The sequence below is a fragment of the Dyella sp. RRB7 genome (genome assembly GCF_022761115.1).
Classification (GTDB): Bacteria; Pseudomonadota; Gammaproteobacteria; order Xanthomonadales; family Rhodanobacteraceae; genus Dyella.
Window position 1 is genome coordinate 502,013 of sequence record NZ_JAKWJS010000001.1, and the last position, 15,989, is coordinate 518,001.

General features: G+C 65.8%; 13 protein-coding genes. 11 read left to right on the forward strand and 2 right to left on the reverse strand.

The features are described 5' to 3' along the window. The first annotated feature begins 56 nt into the window (after positions 1-56). The 6 genes from MJ606_RS02315 (at position 57) to MJ606_RS02340 (ending at position 6,572) form a co-directional block, all read left to right on the forward strand. On the forward strand, positions 57-1,109 hold the full coding sequence (locus tag MJ606_RS02315; protein WP_243047798.1) for a LacI family DNA-binding transcriptional regulator: 1,053 nt from the start codon (positions 57-59) through the stop codon (positions 1,107-1,109). Between the two features lie 14 nt (positions 1,110-1,123). Continuing rightward, positions 1,124-2,842, forward strand: a complete 1,719-nt coding sequence (locus MJ606_RS02320) for a sugar MFS transporter (RefSeq protein ID WP_243047799.1) — start codon at positions 1,124-1,126, stop codon at positions 2,840-2,842. Beyond that, complete coding sequence (locus tag MJ606_RS02325) at positions 2,842-3,822, forward strand: carbohydrate kinase (protein ID WP_243047800.1); 981 nt, start codon at positions 2,842-2,844, stop codon at positions 3,820-3,822. Before MJ606_RS02320 ends, MJ606_RS02325 begins: the two co-directional genes overlap by 1 nt. Continuing rightward, complete coding sequence (locus tag MJ606_RS02330; protein ID WP_243047801.1) at positions 3,819-5,027, forward strand: AGE family epimerase/isomerase; 1,209 nt, start codon at positions 3,819-3,821, stop codon at positions 5,025-5,027. Before MJ606_RS02325 ends, MJ606_RS02330 begins: the two co-directional genes overlap by 4 nt. A gap of 165 nt (positions 5,028-5,192) precedes the next feature. Beyond that, positions 5,193-6,008 carry an SDR family oxidoreductase gene (locus MJ606_RS02335; protein ID WP_243047802.1) on the forward strand — a complete coding sequence of 272 codons (816 nt, stop codon included), beginning with the start codon at positions 5,193-5,195 and terminating at the stop codon, positions 6,006-6,008. Between the two features lie 150 nt (positions 6,009-6,158). Beyond that, entirely contained in the window at positions 6,159-6,572 is a 414-nt protein-coding gene (locus tag MJ606_RS02340) for a DoxX family protein (protein WP_243047803.1), read from the forward strand. Positions 6,573-6,765: 193 nt separating this feature from the next. Here MJ606_RS02340 and MJ606_RS02345 read toward each other — a convergent pair whose 3' ends face one another. Continuing rightward, positions 6,766-8,319 carry an MFS transporter gene (locus MJ606_RS02345; protein ID WP_243047804.1) on the reverse strand — a complete coding sequence of 518 codons (1,554 nt, stop codon included), beginning with the start codon at positions 8,317-8,319 and terminating at the stop codon, positions 6,766-6,768. 203 nt (positions 8,320-8,522) lie between these two features. On the opposite strand from MJ606_RS02345, the gene MJ606_RS02350 reads away from it, so the two are divergent. Further along, positions 8,523-9,395 (forward strand): LysR family transcriptional regulator, encoded by an 873-nt coding sequence (locus tag MJ606_RS02350; protein ID WP_243047805.1) that lies wholly within the window; start codon positions 8,523-8,525, stop codon positions 9,393-9,395. Positions 9,396-9,439: 44 nt separating this feature from the next. Here MJ606_RS02350 and pip read toward each other — a convergent pair whose 3' ends face one another. Beyond that, entirely contained in the window at positions 9,440-10,393 is a 954-nt protein-coding gene (pip, locus tag MJ606_RS02355; RefSeq protein ID WP_243047806.1) for a prolyl aminopeptidase, read from the reverse strand. Positions 10,394-10,720: 327 nt separating this feature from the next. Between pip and MJ606_RS02360 the strand changes: the two genes are divergently transcribed. The 4 genes from MJ606_RS02360 (at position 10,721) to MJ606_RS02375 (ending at position 15,940) form a co-directional block, all read left to right on the forward strand. Further along, positions 10,721-12,916: a TonB-dependent receptor gene (locus MJ606_RS02360; protein WP_243047807.1), complete on the forward strand. Its 2,196-nt coding sequence runs from the start codon at positions 10,721-10,723 to the stop codon at positions 12,914-12,916. Between the two features lie 21 nt (positions 12,917-12,937). Next, positions 12,938-13,684 carry a phosphatase PAP2 family protein gene (locus tag MJ606_RS02365; RefSeq protein ID WP_243047808.1) on the forward strand — a complete coding sequence of 249 codons (747 nt, stop codon included), beginning with the start codon at positions 12,938-12,940 and terminating at the stop codon, positions 13,682-13,684. Between the two features lie 163 nt (positions 13,685-13,847). Beyond that, the gene (locus MJ606_RS02370; RefSeq protein ID WP_243047809.1) at positions 13,848-14,513 is read left to right on the forward strand and encodes a response regulator; all 666 of its coding nucleotides are present in this window, start codon (positions 13,848-13,850) and stop codon (positions 14,511-14,513) included. Then, positions 14,510-15,940: an ATP-binding protein gene (locus tag MJ606_RS02375; protein WP_243047810.1), complete on the forward strand. Its 1,431-nt coding sequence runs from the start codon at positions 14,510-14,512 to the stop codon at positions 15,938-15,940. Before MJ606_RS02370 ends, MJ606_RS02375 begins: the two co-directional genes overlap by 4 nt. Positions 15,941-15,989 lie beyond the last annotated feature (49 nt).

The following is a 15,989-nucleotide window of genomic DNA, read 5'->3' on the forward strand; positions in this document are numbered from 1 at the left end:
CCCGCACAGGATTTCGGTTACATTTGGATCGTTCCAATCGACGGATAGCTGATGACATGGCCACGGAAAGCTCCGCCCCCGTTCACCGCAAGACCACGCTCAGCGACATCGCCGCGGGCTGCGGCGTATCGCGCGCCACCGTTTCACTGGTGCTGCGCGGCAGCCCGCTGGTGAACCAGCGCACGCGAACGCGAGTCGAGGAGGAGTTGCGCCGCCAGGGCTATGTCTACAACCGCGCCGCGGCCAACCTGCGTCGACGCACTTCGTCGAGCATTGCGCTGGTGGTCAACGAACTGGCTAATCCGTTCTTCGCCGAATTCGCCGCGGGCGTCGACGAGGCGCTGGGCAAGGCCGGCTTCGTCACCCTGCTCGGCAGCACCGGCGAGTCGGCCGCGCGCGAGCAGGCGGTGCTTGGCTCGCTGATCGAACATGGACCGGGTGGCATCATCCTGTCGCCCGCCGAAGGCAGCGAGGCGCGCGACGTGCTGGCGGCGGTGGGCGCGCACATGCCGGTGGTGCTGTTCAACCGCGAACTGGGCGGCCCGGCCAGGCAGTACGCGCACTGGGATCGCCTGATGCTCGACAACCAGCCCGGCACGCGCCTGGCCACCGAGCACCTGATCGCCCGCGGCCATCGACGCATCGCGTTCTTTGGCGGCCACGACGACGCCAGCTCGACGCGCGAGCGCTATGCCGGTTATGCGCAGGCCATGCAGGCGGCAGGGCTGCCCATCGCGCCGCATTGGCGCGTGCAGAGCACGCCCACGCGCATGGATGCGGCACGCGCCACGCCTGCCCTGTTCGAGGGCGATGCGGTGCCCACGGCGGCGGTCTGCTACAACGACGCGGTGGCGCTGGGCCTCGTGCTGGGCCTGCACCAGCGCGGGCTGCAGGCAGGACGCGACTTCGCCGTCACCGGCTTCGACGACATCGCCGAAGCCGCCATGAGCGTGCCGCCGCTGACCACGCTTTCCACGGCACCGCGCGCGCGCGGGCGGCAAGCCGCCGAAATTCTTCTCGCCCGTCTGCGCGATCCGCAGGCGCCGGCGAGCACCGTGATCGCGCCGGTGGAACTGGTCGTGCGCGAAAGCAGCTGTCCACTCTCCTGACCCACGGAATCCGCATGGCCTTCACAGCCCCACCCATCCAGTCGGCGGCCACGCCACCGGCTACCGGCAAGATGCGCTACACCGACTACCCGCTGGCGATGGGGGTCATCACCACGATCTTCTTCATGTGGGGATTTCTTACCGTCCTCAATGACATCCTGATCCCGCACCTGAAATCGGTATTCGAGTTGAACTACGCCCGCGCGATGCTGGTGCAGTTCACCTTCTTCGGCGCGTATTTCCTGATGTCGCTGCCGGCGGGACGGCTGGTCGCCGCATTGGGCTACAAGAAAGGCATCATCGCCGGCCTGGCCATCGCCGCACTCGGTGCGTTCGGCTTCTGGCCGGCGGCGCTGCTGCATTCGTACGCCGCGTTTCTCGGCGCGCTGTTCGTGCTGGCCACCGGCATCACCGTGCTGCAGGTGGCGGCCAATCCGTATGTCGCGCTGCTGGGGCCCGAGCGCACCAGTTCCAGCCGGCTCACGCTGGCGCAGGCGATGAACTCGCTGGGCACCACGCTGGGCCCGTTGTTCGGCGGCCTGCTGATTCTCTCCTCGGTTTCCACCACGATACCGGACGATGTGCGCAAGGCGCCCGCAACGGTGCAGCTGGTGCAGACGCTCAACACCGCCGCACCGGCACAGGCACTGGACGCCATTCGCCACGCCGCGGCGCCACCGCTGGTGGCCGCCATCAACGATGCCGCCGCGACCGCGCTCGATCGCCTGCCCGCCAGCGACGTCGCCGCCAGCGTTTCCCGCCTCGACCCAACGCAGCTGGCCGACGTGCTGGACAAGCTCCCGGGCGACGCGCTGCTCGATACATTGGTGGCGCAATCGCCGCAGCAGCTGGCCGCGTTGCCGACGGAGCGGCTGACTGGCGCACTGGACAAGCTGGCCGCGTCGCCGCTCGACGCCGCGCAGGCCACGCAGCTCGCCAACGTCCACCGCGCCCTGCTGCCGGAAACGGCACAGCAGCTGCAGGCGTATCGACAGAAGCAGGCCCAGCTGGTGCAGCGTCCCTACCTGGGCCTCGGCATCGCGCTGCTGTTGCTCGCCGTGGGCGTGGGCCTGTTCAAGTTGCCCGCACTCACCGAGTCCACCGAGCAGGCGGACCCGCAGCACCACACGCTGCTCGACGCGCTGCGCCATCCGCATGTGGCCTTCGGCGTGCTGGCGATCTTTTTCTACGTGGGCGCCGAGGTATCGATCGGCAGCTTCATGGTGAACTACCTGTCGCTGCCCGAGATCGGCCATATGAGCCAGCAGCAGGCCTCGCACTATGTATCGCTGTACTGGGGCGGCGCGATGGTAGGTCGCCTCGCCGGTTCCGCGCTGCTGGTGCGCTTCAATCCGCGCAAGCTGCTGGCGTTGTTCGCGGGCGTGGCCGGCCTGCTGGTGCTCACCACCATGCTCACGCAGGGCCATGTGGCCATGGGCAGCGTGATCGCCATCGGCCTGTTCAACTCGATCATGTTCCCCACCATCTTTGCGTTGGGCATCGAGCGCATGGGTCCGCTGACCGGCAAGGCATCGAGCCTGCTGATCATGGCCATCGTCGGCGGCGCGCTGCTGCCGTGGATCCAGGGCAACCTGGCCGACCGGCTGGGCATCCAGCACGCCTTCGTGCTGCCGCTGCTGTGCTACGGCTACATCGTGTTCTACGGACTGCGCGGCTCGCTGATCCGCGACATCGCCACCTCCTCTTCCGCCTCCACTGCCGGTAACGTTTGATGTCACGCACCATCCTCTGCTTCGGTGAAGCACTGATCGATTTCCACAGCGAGGGCGGCGACGAGTCCGGCTTTCCACGCAGTTTTGTCCCGTATGCCGGCGGCGCGCCGGCCAATGTCGCGGTGGCGGTGGCGCGGCTGGGCGGCAGCGCCGCGTTTGCCGGCATGCTGGGCCAGGATCTATTTGGCGATTTCCTGCTGGACAGCCTGCGCCGCGCGGGCGTCGATACCCGCGGCGTGGCGCGTACCGGCGAGGCCAATACCGCGCTCGCCTTCGTCGCGCTGGACGCGCACGGCGAGCGCAGTTTCAGCTTCTACCGTCCGCCGTCGGCCGACCTGTTGTTCCGGCCCGGGCATTTCCATGAGCAGAGCTTTCGCGACGCGGCGGTATTCCACGTCTGCTCCAACAGCATGACCGATGCCGCGCTGGCCGAGACCACCCGCGAAGGCATGCGCCGTGCGCGCGACGCCGGCGCGCTGGTGAGTTTCGACCTCAACCTGCGCCTCGCCCTGTGGCCGCGCGATGTCGCGCCGCGTCCGTTGCTGTGGCCGGCGCTGCAGCTGGCCGACGTGGTCAAGCTCAGTGCCGAGGAATTCGCCTGGCTGGCCGACGACGAGGGCGAAGAGGCCACGCTGGAACGGCTGTGGCAAGGCCATGCGCGCCTGGTGGTGGTGACCGACGGCGCCAACACGCTGCGCTGGTTCCACCCCGATGCCGACGGCGAACTGCCGGTGTATGCGGTACCCGCGGTGGATACCACGGCGGCCGGCGATGCCTTCGTCGGTGGCCTGCTGTGCCAGCTTGGCATGCTCGACGCCGGCCCCGACCGCCTCGACCAGTTGGTGAGCGCACTGCCGCGCCTGCATGCCGTGCTGCGCTTCGCCGCGGCCTGCGGCGCCCTCACCGTCACCCGCCAGGGCTCGTTTTCGGCGATGCCGGACGAAGCCGAAGTGCTCAGCTTCATGGAAACCTACGCATGACCACCCCCGATTTTCGCAGCGAAACGTTCCTGCGCGCGCATATCGCGCAAACCATGGCGTTCTACCATCCGCGCGCCATCGATCCGGCCGGCGGCTTCTTCCACTACTTCAAGGACGACGGCACGGTGTACGACCGCAGCCATCGCCACCTGGTAAGCAGCACCCGCTTCGTCTTCAACTACGCGATGGCCGCGCGCGAGTTCGGCGACCCGGCCTACCTGGATGCCGCGCGCCATGGCCTGCGCTATCTGCGCGACGTGCATCGCGACCCGCTCAGCGGCGGCTACGCCTGGACCATCCGCGACGGCAAGCCCGAGGATCGCACCCATCACGCCTATGGCGTGGCCTTCGTGCTGCTTGCCTATGCCACCGCGCGCAAGGCTGGCATCACCGAGGTCGACGCATGGATGGATGAAACCTGGAACCTGCTGGAACAGCGCTACTGGGATGCCGAGGCCGGCCTCTATCGCGACGAAGCCGACGAGCACTGGCAGTTCAGCGGCTATCGCGGCCAGAACGCCAACATGCACATGTGCGAGGCCATGCTGGCCGCGTACCAGGCTACCGACGAACCGCGCTACCTGGAACGCGCCCTGGCCCTGGCCGAGCGCATGACGCGCGTGCAGGCTGCCAAGGCCGGCGGCCTGGTGTGGGAACACTACGACGCCAACTGGAACATCGACTGGGATTATCACCGCGACGACCCCAAGCACCTGTTTCGCCCCTGGGGTTTCCAGCCGGGCCACCAGACCGAGTGGGCCAAGCTGCTGCTGATCATGGAGCCGTTGCTGCTTGAGCGTGGCCGCGAAGAAAACTGGCTGGCGCCGACGGCGATGCATCTGTTCGACACCGCGCTGGCGCGCGCCTGGGACAACGAGCACGGCGGCATCTGCTACGGCTTCGCACCGGATGGCAGCGTGTGCGACGACGACAAGTACTTCTGGGTGCAGGCCGAATCGCTCGCCGCCGCGGCCCTGCTGCATGCGCGCACCGGGCTGGCTGCGTACGACGGGTGGTACGAAAAGTTGTGGAGCTACGCATGGCAGCACTTCATCGACCACCAGTACGGCGCGTGGTATCGCATCCTCACGCGTGACAACCGCAAGATCGACGACCAAAAGAGCCCCGCCGGCAAGACCGACTACCACACCATGGGCGCGTGCTACGAAGTGATGGAACTGGTGCGCGAAGGCGGCGTGCCGTGACTTGAAGCCCCTCCCCTGCCCGCAGGGGAGGTTGGGAGGGAGACGCAGGCCACAGGGAGTGACAGCGGCGCTTGCCAAGGGCTAGGGTGTGGCCGGTGATCCCGTACCCTTGACGGGTACGCTCCGGCGCCGACATCCGTCCATGCCCGCCAGCAGGAGTCCATCATGTCCTCCACGGCCCCGTTCGATACGGCACTCGTCACCGGCGCATCGACTGGCATCGGCGCGACCTATGCCGACCGCCTGGCCGCGCGCGGCCACGACCTCGTCCTGGTCGCCCGCAACAAGACTCAGCTCGAATCGCTGGCGGCACGTCTGCGGCGTGAGCATGGCGTGAAAGTCGACGTGCTGGCCGCCGACCTGACCTCGCCCGCCGAGCGCGCGCAGGTCGAGCAACGCCTGCGCGACGACGATGCCATCGGCTGGCTGGTCAACAATGCGGGCATGAGCGGCGGCGGCGCCGTGGCGACAGCGCCGATCGACACCGTCGAGAACATGCTGCAACTCAACGTGATCGCCCCCTCGCGACTCACCAGCGCGATACTGCCCCGCCTGCTGGCGCGCGGTCGCGGCAGCATCGTCTACCTTGCCTCGGTGCTCGCGCTGGCGCCTGAGCAATCGCTGGGCGCCTATGCCGCCAGCAAGAGTTATCTGCTTACCTATGCGCTGTCGTTGCTCAAGGAAGTCGGCGATGGCGGCGTGCGCGTGCAGGCCGTGCTTCCCGGCATCACGCGCACCGACCTATGGGCACGCGGGGGCAACGACCTCAACGCCATTCCCGCGCACACGGTGATGGAAGTGGCCGAGCTGGTGGATGCCGCGCTGGCCGGCTACGACCTGGGCGAAACCGTGACCATCCCCTCGCTGCCCGATATCGAGGACTGGAATCGCTACAACGCGGCACGACTGCTGCTGGCGCCCAATCTTTCGCACAACGTCGCTGCCGACCGCTACAAGAGCGACATCCCCGAGGACGCCTGAAGGCCGCGCCCACGCGGCCCGACAACCATCGCGGGAGGCCACCTGCGGAAACATGGAGAGGGATATAGTGTGCCCAACCACCGCCTGGCGGCGGCGGCCGACGCGGGCGCCATGCCCGCATGCACCATGTACATTCATGGGAGAACGACCATGCGATATACGCTCCTGGATGGCAGCAGGGATGGCTTGATTCTCGTTGCACGCGTGTTGCTGATGATCCTGTTCGTGGTCTTCGGCTGGAGCAAGCTGACGGGCTTCTCCGGTACGGCCGGCTATATGGCCACGATGGGCGTTCCACTGCCGACCGTCTCCGCTGCGGTGGCCGTGATCATGGAGTTCTTCGTGGGCCTGGCCATCGTGCTTGGCTTCTATACCCGGCCACTGTCATTGCTGTTGGGGCTGTATACGCTGGCGGCCGCACTGCTGGGGCATCCGTTCTGGAACATGGCCGATCCGGATCGCATCGGCGCCATGATCAATTTCTACAAGAACGTAAGCATCGCCGGCGGCCTGCTGCTGCTGTGCCTGGCCGGACCGGGCAAATACTCGCTCGACGGCCGATAGCCAGCAGCCTCCTCGCGGCCACGATATCGCGAGGTTGACGGGCAAGGTTGCGCAGGGCTCGCCGTCCCGCTTCCCTGCGCACCTGGCCGGGTCGTCACACCGCGTGGGGCAGGCCCCGCGCTTTCGCCATTCGCTTCCATTCATGCGCCCTGTTCCGAGTACTCCTGGCGGCTTTCATCCGGCGATGCGGTCGTCATGGATCAACGGCGCAGGTAGCCTCGTGTGCATCACAGGTCGTCGCTTTCGAGCATGCATCCTTAAGTCCGAATGTGGTGAAGCTGGCCATGGCCAACACCCAGGCACCGATGCCGCCATAAACCATCACCCAGCCAAACCCATGCGCGAGCGCGCCCTGCGCCGCCACCTCGGAGACCTGTGGCAATGACGTCGACATCACCGCGCCAGCGGCAATCCGCGCGGAAAGCGCGTGCAGCTGCGAGGCAGGCACCATCCCCTGGGTGATCCGTTCGAGTTCGCTGAGGATGCCCTGCAACAACAGGAACCCCATCAACGCGATATTGATGGCGAGCGTGATCAAGCGCGCGCTCATGTCGATGCCCGAGGCCATGCCGGCGCGGGAAGTGGGCACGGCGCCCGTGGTGGCGTTGGTCACCGGGGTGTTGGTCATGCCCAGGCCCGTGCCAGCCATGACGCAGCCGGGCAACAGGGTCAGCCAGCTGGCGTGCTCCGCCACGCTGCCCAGCTTCATCATGAAAAAGCCGAGACCGATGGTGAACAGGCCCGCGGGAATGATCACCCGTGGCTGGTAGCGCAAGGTCAGTCGCTCGGCCAGCGGCGGTATCACCAGGGTGGGCAAGGTATAGGCCAACGAAGCCAGTCCCGACGCCACCACGCCGTAGCCAAGCGCGCTCTGGAAGTAGATGGGCAGGTAGATCATGAACGGCCAGAAGCTGAAGTTCATGCCCATGGAGCCATACAGCGCGCCTGAAAATTGCCGAATGCGAAACACCGAGAAATCGAACATGGGATGCGCGCGATGTTTCTCCACATAGACAAAGGCGAGGAAGCTCAGCACCGCCATGACCATGCAGGCGAGCGCCGCCGGGCTGGTGAAGCCGAGGTCGGGGCCTTGCGTGATGAAGTACGCGAGCCCGAATACCGCGAGGGAAAGCGTGGCGATACCGGGGACGTCCAGTCGCTTTGCCTCGGGGTCGCGCGACTCGTCCACGCTGCCAGCCAGCAGCAGCATCGTCAGCACCGCCAGCGGCGCCTGGATCAGGAACACCCATGTCCAGTCCAGCCAGGCCGCGATGGCGCTGCCGATGATGGGGCCAAACCCGAGGCCGACGCCCAGGATGATGCCCCAGGCGGCGAAAGCACGACTGCGCCGCGCCCCTTCCTGAAACTGATGGGAGAGCGCGGCAATCTGGCAGATCACCATCGCGCCACCGCTCATGCCCTGCAGAAAACGGCTGACGATCAGCACCGAGGCTTCGCGTGACCATCCGCAGGTCAGCGAGGTAACGCCAAAGGCGAACACGCTGATCATCAACACCCGCTTGCGTCCATAGCGGTCGGCCAAGGTACCGGCAGCCATAAGCACCGTGGTGCAGGCGATGGTGTACGCATTCATGATCCACTGCACGCTGCTGAAATCGGCGTGCAGCACTTTTTCCACGTGGGGAAGAATCGCCGGCACGCTGGAAATTTCCAGGCCGAACATCAGGGCCGCCAGGCAGATCGCCACCACGGCGACGGCATCTTTGCTTGTGTGGGAAACAGACACGGTGGCGTTCCTCTTCGGGGAGGTGGGCAAGGCCACCCGCGGCATGGCCTCAGCGAGGCGCGCACACTCCCGTCTCCTGCGGTGACCGCAGGGGAAGTGAAAGATACGCTCGGGTGGTGGCGCTGATTCTGGGCGGACCAGCGTCATGATGGAAATGATTTAATTTTGTGGCATCCATTACCAACCATCATTAATCTACCGGCATGGACTTCGACCCCGCCCTGCTGCGTGCCTTTGTCGCCGTGAAGGAAGCCGGAGGCTTTACCCGCGCCGCCCAGCGACTGAACCTGACCCAGTCAGCCATCAGCCATCAGATCCGGCGGCTGGAGGAACAGGTCGGCCGGCAGCTGTTGTTTCGCACCACGCGCAGCCTGACCCTGACCGAAGACGGCGAGGACCTGCTGCACTACGCGGAAAAGATCCTCGACACGCTCGACAGCATGACCCAGCGCTTCCGCCCTTCGCCGATTTCTGGCGTGGTGCGCTTCGGCGTGCTGGAAAATTTCCTGGGCGATCGACTGGCCAACCTGCTGTGCCAGTTCGGGCGGGCCTTCCCTTCCGTGCGGCTGGATGTAAGCGTGGGCATGAATCTCGACCTGCACCCGATGATCAAGGCCGGCGAACTCGACCTGGCCGTGGTGATGTCGGCCCCGGATAGCGGTGAAGGCACGCCGTTGCGGCGCACGCAGTTCGTCTGGGTAGCCGCCGAATCGTTCGACCTGCCGGCTGGCGATTCGCTGCCCTTCGCGTTCTTTCCCGCCCCCTGCATCAATCGCCTGGTTGGCCTTGGCGCACTGGATGGCACCACCGTTCCGTGGCATGTCGTGTTTACCTCGCAGAGCCAGCAAGGCATCCGCGCGGCGGTGCTGGCGGGTCTGGCCATCACCGTCATCACCCGCGATGACGTGGAACCCGGCATGCGGATCGTCGATGGCAGCTATGGCTTGCCATCACTGTCGGATGCGGAGTTCACCCTGGTCTGGAGCGCTGGCGGCAAAACCCCCGCCGCCATCGAATTCGGCCAGATGATCATGAAACTGCCCTCTTCGCCACTCAGCGCGCGCGGCCAGGCTTAGCGCATTCTTTTTGCGACAGATCGAACAGCCGTGCTGTGGTGCGCTCAACGATAGCGATCCGCCAACGCATCCGTCGCCTTCACCAGTACGTCGACGATGGCCGGGTCCGCCGCGCTATGGCCCGCCAGCACGATATGGAAGTCCGCCTCGGGCCACGCCTTCGCCAGATCGTGCGCCGTTTTCACCGGGCAGATGATGTCGTAGCGACCATGCACGATGGTCGCCGGGATAGCGCGGATGCGCTCGATATGCTGCAGCAGCTGATTGGGCTGCATGAAAAAGGCATGGCGAAAGTAGTGCGCCTCGGCGCGCGCGACGCTGATGGCCGCCTGCGGATCGGCGAAGTTTCCCGGTTCGTCGGGGTCGTGCAGCAAGGTGGTGCTGCCGCCTTCCCAGCTGCCCCATGCCAGCGCGGCCGCCAGGCGCACGGCCTCATCCGCGCTGTCGAGGCGGCGCCAGTAGGCTTCGACCATGTTGCCGCGCTCCTCGACCGGGATGTGTTCCAGATAGCGCTCCCAGCGCTCGGGAAATATCCACGATGCGCCACCGTCGAGTTCATTGAACCAGCGCAGCTCACCGGGCCGGCCCAGGAAGATGCCACGCAGCACCAGGCCCAGCACCCGCTCGGGATGGGCCTGGGCATAGGCCAGCGCCAGGGTCGAACCCCACGAGCCGCCGAACACTACCCAGTGCGCGATACCGAAGTGCGCGCGGATCTTCTCGATGTCGGCCACCAGATCCCAGGTCGTGTTATTGCGCAACTCGGCATGCGGCGTGGATCGGCCGGCGCCGCGCTGATCGAACAACACGATGCGGTAACGCGCGGGGTCGAAGAAGCGCCGATGATAGGGCGATACCCCCGCGCCCGGGCCACCGTGGAGAAACACCACGGGCAGGCCATCGGGGTTGCCGCACTCTTCCACGTACAGTTCGTGGATATCATCCACGGCAAGCCGATGCGTGCGATAAGGTTCGATCTCTGGATACAGCTCACGCATGGGTGCTCTCCCTGGGTTTCCCACGCGAGCATAACCGCCCGTTGGCAAGCCGGGGTGGACGCGAGCCATCCGGCTCGACCGGCGCCAACTTAGGCGTCCCTAAGACAAGCCTAAGAGTTCCGCCGATCCACATCACTCATACGAAACAGAACTGTCAAACGGCTCTCCCACGCTAACGGGCTTACGTCACTCACTTCGTAGGCCACCATGCAAAGCCGATTCAGCCGCACGCCCGCGCCCGCCCAGCCCCCTGCCCTGCACCCCATTGTCCGCGGTATACGGCAATGGTCTGCCCCGCTCTGCCTGGTCATGCTCGCCGGCCTTTGCATGAGCGCCCCGGTGCACGCCGACGACAACGCCACCAGCAACACGGCCGATCCAGCGCCGGCCAAACAGACGCCCAAGCCGCCCAAGGAGCTGGAAGAAGTCGAGGTGCAGGGCACCACCAACAATTCGGCGCTCACCCAGACGCCAAGCCAGGCCGATCTCAATATCACCCAGCCGCAGTCGGTGATCGGCCTGGACTGGATCAGCAACCACGTCGCGCCCACCGCCGACTACGCCACCATCGCCGCCATCGCGCCCGGCGTGACCAACGTGAGCACGGCCGGCCCCGGCCTGGGCGAATCCAAGCAGATGACGCTGCGCGGCTTCAACGACGCGCAGTACAACGTCACCTATGACGGCATTCCGTTCGGCGACACCAACGACTTCAGCCACCACACCAGCAGCTATTTCCCGGCCAAGATGATCGGCCAGGTGCTGATCGACCGCGGCCCCGGTGGCGCCAGCACCATCGGCGAAGCCACCTTCGGCGGCACCGTGGCACTGAGCTCGAAGGACCCGCTGGACACCTTCGGCTTCGTCGCCACCCAAAGCCTGGGCAGCTACGACACGCGCCTGACCAACATCGACATCGACTCCGGCCGACTGGACGACCTCAATGGCGGCAAGTTCATCGCCAGCGCGCAGTACCTGAGCACCGATACCGCCAAGACCAATGGCGATACCTCGCGCAAGACCGGCTACATCAAGTATGTGCAGCCCATCGGCAGCAGCACCGAACTCACCTTCGTCAGCAACTACAACTACATCCGCTTCAACAACCCGAACCTGAGCTCGCTGACCAAGCAGCAGATCGCCCAGTTCGGCAGCAACTTCGGTCTCAACAACGACCCCAGTAGCGTCAACTGCGTCTGCTACAACTACCAGACCAAGCAGACCGACCTGGAATACATCGGCGTGCACAGCCAGCTGTCCGAAAGCTGGTCGCTGGACAACAAGGTCTATACCTACGCCTACGACAACACCAGCCACGAAAGCGCGTACGTCGGCACCAAGACGTCCAAGACGGACATGGGTGGCTACATCAAGATCAACAATTACCGCGCGTGGGGCGACACGCTCGAACTCGTCCATACCGATGACCACGGCCAGTTCCGCACCGGCGGCTGGTACGAGTACACCAACAACGACCGCAGCAGCATCGCCATCGACTATGCCCGCGGCGGCGCCATCGACGTCAAGCCCGGCCAGCCGCTGTACGGCAGCTTCAACGCGCAGGGCGTTTACAGCGGACCCTACAAGTACACCATGCAGGACCAGCTGCACACCGGCCAGCTGTATGCGGAGTACGAGTGGTACGCCACCGACAACCTCAGCATCACCCCCGGCGTGAAGAACCTAAACGTGACGCGCGACATCGAGGCGCCGATCAACCAGACCACCAAGACGCCGCTGTACTACAGCCAGACCTGGCACAAGACGCTGGGCTACCTCACCGCCAACTACCTGCTGCGCGACGACTGGAGCCTCTACGCCACGGCGGCCCAGGGCTTCCTGTCGCCGAACCTCAACGAGTTCTACGTGCCCGATCCCACGCAGAACAAGGCATCCCCCGAGCAGACCATGAACTACCAGTTCGGCACGGTCTACAAGACCGACCGCTTCAATGCGGACGCCGACGTCTATTTCATCAACTTCAAGAACTACGCTTTCTCCACCAATATCCCCGGCACCACCGATCCGGTGTACTACCTGGCGCGCGGCGCCTACATCAAGGGCATCGAGGGCGAGGCCACCTACTTCCTGGGCTGGGGCACCAGCGTGTTCGTCAACGGTTCGCTGCAGAGCGCCACCTTCAAGGGTTCGGACCTCGACATCCCCAACGTGCCCAACCGCACGGCGGCCATCGGCGCCATGTACGAGCACAACGGCTTCTTCGCCTCGCTGTACGACAAGTTCTCCGGCGCACAGAAGGCCTATAACTCGAGCTTCGACCCCGACTTCGCCTCCACCGTGACCTCGACCGTGGGCACCGGTGGCTTCTGGCAGACCGGCATGAGCATCGGCTACGGCCAGAACCTCAGCGGCGCCGCGTTCAAGAGCTACAAGGTGCGCCTGCAGGTGGACAACCTGTTCAACAAGCAAAACCTGGTCATCAACTCGGTAAGCAACAACGTGGGTTCCTACTACGTATTGCCGGGCCGCAGCTGGTTTGCCTCCTTCTCGCTGGCACTCTGATCAGGCCACCGGACTCGCATCATGAAGAAGATCCCAATCCGCCTCGCTGTCCTGCTGGCCGCCACCCTCGCCTGCGGCATGGCCGATGCCCGCAGCAACCACGCCACCGACGCTTACCTCACCCCTGCCCAGATGGCCAACGCCATGGCCATCCTCGCGCCGCCCAGCGCACCGGGCAGCGCCGAAGACCTGGCCGACCGCGCCGCCACCGACCGCGCTTTCGCGCAGCGCTCCACGGCGGATTTCAACGCCGCGTTGCAAGAGGAAAAGTTTGACGCGTTCGCGTTCGCCTCGGTCGTCGGCCCGGGTTTCCAGGCCGACAAGCTTCCGCATGTAGCCGCACTCTTCAAGGAGGCCGAGGAGGAAACCAAGCAAGCCGTCGACACCTCCAAGAACCATTGGAAGCGCCTGCGCCCCTGCCCGCCCGCCTCGGCCTGTGCCCGCGATCCGGAGGAGGCGAAGAAGAAGAGCTACGGCTATCCCAGCGGACACTCCAGCCGCGCCACGGTCGACGCCATCCTGCTGGCCCAGCTGTTTCCGCAGGACACGGACGCGCTGATGCAGCACGCGCGCGATATCGGCTGGCGCCGCGTGGTGAAGGGCGTGCACACCCTGCAGGACATCTATGCGGGTCGCGTGTTCGGCCAGGCCCTGGCCACCGCCATGCTCACCTCCCCCGCGATGCAGCACGATCTGGCGGCGGCCACCGAGGAACTGCGCACGGCCGGCCTGGTGAAGGCCGCCGACGCGGCGCCAGCGACGCCCTGACGGAAAGAATGCGGGGCCCCATGGACGGGCCCCGCCCACCGACCGTCGCCATACGTACCCATCCAAGGCCCCGGTTACCCGGGGCTGTCACACTTCTGCAAGACAATCTGGCCGGGCGACACACGCGACGTGCGTCGCGATGGCAGCATCGACGGGGCGACACTTGCACATCATCCTGATTGAAGACGACGAGCAGCTGGGCGCGGCGATACGGCGGGCGCTCGAACGCCTCTCCTATACGGTGACCTGGCTGCGCGACGGCTGCCAGGCGGTGGCCGCGTTGCAGGAGGAATCGGCCGATCTGGTGCTGCTCGACCTTGGCCTGCCAGGCAAGGACGGCCTGGACGTGCTCATCGAGGCGCGTCGCAACAACATCCGCACGCCCGTACTCATCCTCACCGCACGCGACGCGGTACAGGCGCGCGTCCACGGCCTGGATGCAGGGGCGGACGATTACCTCACCAAGCCATTCCACCTGGACGAGCTGGGCGCGCGCATCCGCTCGCTGACGCGCCGCATGCAGGGCCTGGCCATCAACCGCATCGAGGTCGGCGCGCTATGCCTGGACCTCGCCACGCTGGAAGTGACTTTCCGCGGCCAGCGGGTGGACCTCACCCGCCGCGAGTTCTCCCTGCTGCAAGCCTTGATGGAGCGCGCCGGACGCCTGGTGCGCAGGGACACGCTGGAAAGCTCGCTGTACGGTCACGACAAGATCGTGGGCGACAGCGCGCTGGACGTGATCGTCCACTCGCTTCGACGCAAGCTGAGTTTCGAGACCATCCAGAACATCCGCGCGTTTGGCTACATGATTCCGCGTGACCCGCAATGAAGCTCAACAGCCTCCGCGGCCGGCTGCGCTGGATGATCGTGGCGATGCTGCTCATCGTATGGGTACCGCTGGCGATCTACAGCTTTACGCATACCAGCGCGGAGCTGGAGGAAATGTCCGACGGACGGCTTGCGCAGGCCGCGCATACCATCAGCGCGCTTATCCAGCGTGTCGGCATCCAGGGCCTGGTCGGCAACGAGCCGCTGCTGGCGAGCGTGCAGAAGAAGAAGGTGGTGCAGGCAGCCGGCGATGTTCCCACGTGGGAATCGGAAGTCGGCTACCAGGTCTTCGACAAGCATGGAAAGCTGATACTTGGCTCGGCCAACCTGCTGACGCTGCCGGCCTCGCCGAGCGACCGATCGTCGTTCCTGGACCTGCAAAAGGCCCACCACATCTGGCGTGTCTACACGTATGTCGACAAGACCAACGACATGGTCATCCGCGTGGCCGAACGCTACGACACGCGCGAGGCGATCATCCAGACGCTATGGCTGGAACACGGCCTGCCCTTCCTGCTCGGCTTGCCGGTGCTGGCCCTGCTGATCGGCTGGTCGGTGACGCGTGGCTTGCGGCCGCTGGTGGCGTTGGCATCGGCGCTGTCATCGCGCGAGCCCGGCAGTCGCGAGCCGATCACCCTGGATCACGCGCCGCTCGAACTGCAGCCGGTGTTGAGCGCACTCAACGAACAGCTGGGGCGACAGGAGGATGCGCTGGAACGCGAGCGCCGCTTCAGCGCCGACGTGGCGCACGAACTGCGCACGCCGCTGGCGTCGATCATGCTCAATCTCGAGAGTGCGCTGGCCACCGACGATCTGTCGGAAGTGCATGACAGCCTGGCTGGCGCGCACCAGAGCGTGGCCACGCTGGCGCGCCGCGTGGAGCAATTGCTGGCCCTGGCCAAGCTGGAGGCCGGCGCCGCCGCGAGCGCACCGGTCACCATCGACCTGCTCGCCATTGCCGGCGACGTGATCGATGAACTCACGCCGGTGATCTCCCGCCGTGGCGTGGGGCTGGGCTTCCAGCCCAAGGGCGAGCCGGTGCTGGTCAAGGGCTACGATGCGGCCTTCGCCGCAATGATGCGCAACCTGCTCGAGAACGCGCTGCGCCATGTGCCCCATGGGGGACAGGTCCAGCTGGCTATTGAACAGAACACGCATGAGACCACGCTGGACGTGATCGACGATGGCCCGGGCATTCCACCCGAGCGCCGCGATGCCGTCTTTGCGCGCTTCCATCGCGAGAGCTCCAGCCACGGCGAAGGCTATGGCCTGGGCCTTTCCATCGTGCAGCGCGCGGCCGGGCTGCATGGTGCGTCGATCGAGCTGCTGGATTCGCCGCACGGCAGGGGGCTCAGGGTCAGGGTGGCGATCCCGGCCAGCAGCAACGCTGCGCCGACGCCATCCGATCCGCGCCTGTGGACACAATGAGGGGCCTTCCAGCACCGGCCTGACCGGGGCGTGTTCGATCCCATGGGGG

Bases quoted from the DNA above. Each gene is read 5' to 3' on its own strand.
- MJ606_RS02365 (WP_243047808.1), top strand. From the start codon at position 12,938: ATGAAGAAGATCCCAATCCGCCTCGCTGTCCTGCTGGCCGCCACCCTC.
- MJ606_RS02360 (WP_243047807.1), top strand. From the start codon at position 10,721: ATGAGCGCCCCGGTGCACGCCGACGACAACGCCACCAGCAACACGGCC.
- MJ606_RS02320 (WP_243047799.1), top strand. From the start codon at position 1,124: ATGGCCTTCACAGCCCCACCCATCCAGTCGGCGGCCACGCCACCGGCT.
- MJ606_RS02330 (WP_243047801.1), top strand. From the start codon at position 3,819: ATGACCACCCCCGATTTTCGCAGCGAAACGTTCCTGCGCGCGCATATC.
- MJ606_RS02375 (WP_243047810.1), top strand. From the start codon at position 14,510: ATGAAGCTCAACAGCCTCCGCGGCCGGCTGCGCTGGATGATCGTGGCG.
- MJ606_RS02350 (WP_243047805.1), top strand. From the start codon at position 8,523: ATGGACTTCGACCCCGCCCTGCTGCGTGCCTTTGTCGCCGTGAAGGAA.
- MJ606_RS02315 (WP_243047798.1), top strand. From the start codon at position 57: ATGGCCACGGAAAGCTCCGCCCCCGTTCACCGCAAGACCACGCTCAGC.
- MJ606_RS02340 (WP_243047803.1), top strand. From the start codon at position 6,159: ATGCGATATACGCTCCTGGATGGCAGCAGGGATGGCTTGATTCTCGTT.
- MJ606_RS02325 (WP_243047800.1), top strand. From the start codon at position 2,842: ATGTCACGCACCATCCTCTGCTTCGGTGAAGCACTGATCGATTTCCAC.
- MJ606_RS02335 (WP_243047802.1), top strand. From the start codon at position 5,193: ATGTCCTCCACGGCCCCGTTCGATACGGCACTCGTCACCGGCGCATCG.
- pip (WP_243047806.1), bottom strand. From the start codon at position 10,393: ATGCGTGAGCTGTATCCAGAGATCGAACCTTATCGCACGCATCGGCTT.